Origin of the sequence: Celeribacter marinus (assembly GCF_965656515.1) — a bacterium.
Classification (GTDB): domain Bacteria; phylum Pseudomonadota; class Alphaproteobacteria; order Rhodobacterales; family Rhodobacteraceae; genus Celeribacter; species Celeribacter marinus_D.
In genome coordinates this window covers 7,627-11,004 of record NZ_CBFHKW010000071.1, presented here as the reverse complement: position 1 = coordinate 11,004, position 3,378 = coordinate 7,627, and the positions used below count along the sequence as shown (strand labels likewise).

Sequence of the window (3,378 nt, the reverse complement as noted above, 5' to 3'; positions counted from 1 at the left end):
GTCATGATTGGCCTTTCTTGCCCACAAACTCTTTTGCCAACGAGCGGTATGCTTCGCTCCCTTTAGACGTTGGATCGTAACTTAAAACCGACAAAGCGTAAGATGGCGCCTCACTAATTCTGACATTTCGCGGAATGACCGTTTTAAAAACAAGCTCGCCCAAGTTTTCCCGGGCATCCGCTTCAACCTGTTTTGAGAGGTTATTTCGTTGGTCATACATTGTTAGGACAACACCAGCAATTCGGAGGTGCGGATTAGCGCTCTGCCGAACCTCGCGGACCGTCATGATCAGCTGTGTCAAACCTTCCAAAGCAAAAAACTCACTTTGAAGAGGCACTAGGACGGAATCAGACGCGACCATAGCGTTAACGGTGAGAAGGCTCAAAGATGGTGGGCAATCTATCAAAATGTAGTCAAGCTCGTATGCATCGAGTGTACGCTGTCGCAACGCGTCGCGAAGCAAAAAACTCCGCTTTTCATTGGAGATCATCTCAATGTCCGCAGAACTTAAATCAGCATTTGCGGGAATGACCCACAAACCCTTTATATCTGTCGACCGGATAGTTTCGCGGATGTCGACGTCCCCCAACAAGAGATCATATGTCGTGAGGTCACGGCTGGATGGATCAACACCGAATCCAGTCGACGCATTTCCCTGAGGATCAAGGTCGACGACTAGTACGCGGCACCCCTTCTCCACCAAAGCCGCGGCGAGGTTTATCGTTGTTGTTGTCTTGCCGACTCCACCCTTTTGATTCGCAACAGCTACGATTTCTGGGCCTTTTGGCCGAGTTGGGTCACCCACGAACAATATCTCCGACCTTGATAATTACTGCGTTTTCATCCGTCACACTCGGATATTCGACATGTGAAAAAGCCCAACTTTTCTTAGCCTCTTCCAGTTCTGATCGAAAATTTGCACCCTTAGGAAAAATGGCAGATCCACCTGCAACAAGATGCCGATCAGAAAACTCTAAAAGATTTTTTAGCGATGACAGCGCTCGCGCTGTCAGAATATTGGCTGCTTGAGGTCCGGCGTTTTCCACTCGTTCAGACAAAACCTGCGCATTGACATCAACGTCTCTCAATACCGTCCGAAGAAACGTTGACTTTCGTTGATCGGCCTCAATCAAAGTAAACCTAATTTTGGGCGCCAGTTCGGCAGCAATGATTGCACAAACGACCCCTGGAAAACCACCTCCTGACCCCAAATCAACCCAATGGCCATTCAGATTATCAACACTTTTATAAACTTGCGCTGAATCTAGAAAGTGCCTCGACCAACTGTGATCGAGAGTGCTCTTTGAAACAAGGTTTATTACTGGAGTCCACTTTTTCAATAAGGCATCATAGTGTTCTAGCCGCTCCATTGTTTCACGTGAAACAACTAAATCAATCAGAGAGAAGTCATTCATACTAGGACGCCCTTACTTTTTGCAACTGTCGTATCCTCGCCAAAATCAGGGTTGCGGCTGCGGGTGTCATTCCCTCTATCCGTAACGCTTGTGCTATCGTTTGGGGTAATGTGGAACTCAACTTGGACCGCAGCTCATTCGACAGACCAACCATGTCCACGTAGTTGAAATCGACTGGAATTAACTGCGCTTCATCTCTTTTTAACGAAAGCACATCTCTCTTTTGACGCGCAATGTACGTTTCATATAGTGCATTGCGTTCAAGTTGAACCTGCGTTTCCATTGGTATGTCATCGACGCTTGGCGTCATGTTGATAATATTTGCAAATGAGACATTGGGAAACGACAAAACCTCATAAGCGGTACGACGAGATCCATCCGCGCTCGCAGTTATCCCACCAACTCGCAATTGGTTAGGTGTGTACGTTACAGCCTCTAATCTCGACTTTGCACTATTAAGCGATTCCATCTTTAAAAAATAACTCTTTGCTCGCCGATCACCAACAACACCAACATCAATACCAAGCTGAGTTAGTCGCTGATCGGCATTATCGGCTCGCAACGATAACCTGAACTCGGCCCTCGACGTAAACATCCGGTAAGGCTCGGTAACACCCCGCGTCACAAGATCGTCGACCATAACACCTATATAACTATCGGTCCGCGAAAAAGTTTGCTCCTCCAATGCCATGGATCGTCGCGCAGCATTTATACCAGCGAGTAACCCTTGTGCAGCAGCTTCTTCGTAGCCGGTCGTGCCGTTTATCTGCCCCGCCAAGTATAGGTTTTGGACATCCTTGACCTCTAAGGTCATCTTTAACGCACGAGGGTCGACATAATCATACTCAATTGCATATCCGGGTTGCGTAATTTCTACGCTTTCTAATCCACAAATTGATCTAACATATGCCTCTTGAACCTCTGTGGGAAGAGATGTCGAAATTCCATTTGGGTAAACAGTGTCGACACTTAATCCCTCTGGTTCAAGGAAAATTTGGTGCGATGTCTTATCAGAAAACCGAACAACTTTGTCCTCTATAGATGGACAATACCGAGGACCTACCCCCTCTATATTTCCACCATACATCGCAGAAAGATGTAGATTATCGCGAATAATATCGTGGGTTTTTTGATTTGTATGAGTAATACCACAAGAAATTTGCTGGGCTTCAGGTTTGCGATTGAGGAACGAAAACACTACTGGGTCGTCGTCGCCCGGCTGACTATCTAATGCATCCCAATTTATTGACTTCCCGTTTAGCCGTGGGGGTGTACCAGTTTTAAGGCGACCCATCGGTAACCCAAACCCATAGAGCCGCTTTGCTAAATCCACCGAAGGTCGATCACCCATTCGGCCCCCAAACCGTCGTTCATTTCCAATATGAATTGTTCCATTGAGAAATGTACCCGTCGTAAGAACCACAGCACCACACGATAACATAACCCCATCAGCAAGACTTACGCCAGCAACAACATCTCCGACCATATTCAGATCGACCACCTCACCCACAACAATCGACAGATTAGGCGTATTGGTTAACTCGGACAACATTGCAGCTTTATACAAAAGACGATCAGCCTGAGCGCGAGGGCCCTGTACCGCTGGTCCCTTTTTTCGATTTAACAAGCGGTATTGAATTCCTGCGCGATCCGCGACGCGTCCCATAACGCCGTCTAAAGCATCAACTTCGCGAACCAAGTGTCCCTTACCAAGTCCACCGATTGCCGGATTGCATGACATGACGCCAATATTATCAATCTTTAGCGTCACAAGTGCAGTTCGAGCACCCATACGTGCCGAAGCAGCCGCCGCATCGCAGCCCGCGTGACCGCCTCCAACAACTATGACGTCAAAGTCCAAATGTTTCACGTGAAACACTCCAATAATTTCTACCTATTTGCCGATACAGAAATTAGAAAAAATCTCTCCTAACACCGACTCAACATCAATCCGACCGACTAG

The 3,378-nt window shown here is 47.2% G+C and carries 3 protein-coding genes; all 3 read right to left on the bottom strand.

Annotation, left to right across the window (positions count from 1 at the left end; translation table 11 throughout):
* Position 1 precedes the first annotated feature (1 nt).
* Genes ACTG34_RS12445 through mnmG form a run of 3 tightly spaced genes read right to left on the bottom strand, consistent with a single transcriptional unit; the run spans position 2 to position 3,294 of the window.
* The gene (locus ACTG34_RS12445) at positions 2-805 is read right to left on the bottom strand and encodes a ParA family protein (protein ID WP_439105207.1); all 804 of its coding nucleotides are present in this window, start codon (positions 803-805) and stop codon (positions 2-4) included.
* Positions 798-1,415, bottom strand: a complete 618-nt coding sequence (rsmG, locus tag ACTG34_RS12440; RefSeq protein WP_439105206.1) for a 16S rRNA (guanine(527)-N(7))-methyltransferase RsmG — start codon at positions 1,413-1,415, stop codon at positions 798-800. The genes ACTG34_RS12445 and rsmG overlap by 8 nt, the downstream gene beginning before the upstream one ends.
* Before the next feature lies 1 nt (position 1,416).
* Positions 1,417-3,294, bottom strand: a complete 1,878-nt coding sequence (gene mnmG / locus ACTG34_RS12435; RefSeq protein WP_439105205.1) for a tRNA uridine-5-carboxymethylaminomethyl(34) synthesis enzyme MnmG — start codon at positions 3,292-3,294, stop codon at positions 1,417-1,419.
* Positions 3,295-3,378: the final 84 nt, after the last annotated feature.

What these genes read in the sequence shown, in the direction of transcription:
- rsmG (WP_439105206.1), bottom strand. Translation starts at nt 1,415, where the DNA reads ATGAATGACTTCTCTCTGATTGATTTAGTTGTTTCACGTGAAACAATG.